At 43.2% G+C, this 278-nt stretch carries 1 pseudogene; it reads left to right on the forward strand.

The features are described 5' to 3' along the window. Positions 1 to 13: 13 nt before the first annotated feature. Positions 14 to 278: pseudogene (locus FQ668_RS28815) on the forward strand (glycosyltransferase family 2 protein); the annotation flags it as partial.

The following is a 278-nucleotide window of genomic DNA, read 5'->3' on the forward strand; positions in this document are numbered from 1 at the left end:
GCTGAAAGGCGACTTGATCCACTACACCTACGATGATATCCATCATTATTTAGTCAAATCGGCTGGCTACGCCAAAGCTTGGGCAGAACAACGAGAGAAACGTGGAAAACGCTCAAGTATCTCTCAAGGGATCATTCATGCTATTGCGTGCTTTGTAAAAATGTACATTATCAAAGCTGGATTCTTGGATGGTAAGCAAGGCTTTTTGTTATCAATTCTGTCAGCGCACTCTACCTTTGTGAAATACGCTGACTTGTGGGTTAGGACAAGTACTGAGC

This window comes from Pseudomonas sp. Kh14 (genome assembly GCF_900291005.1).
GTDB classification, from domain to species: Bacteria; Pseudomonadota; Gammaproteobacteria; order Pseudomonadales; family Pseudomonadaceae; genus Aquipseudomonas; species Aquipseudomonas alloputida.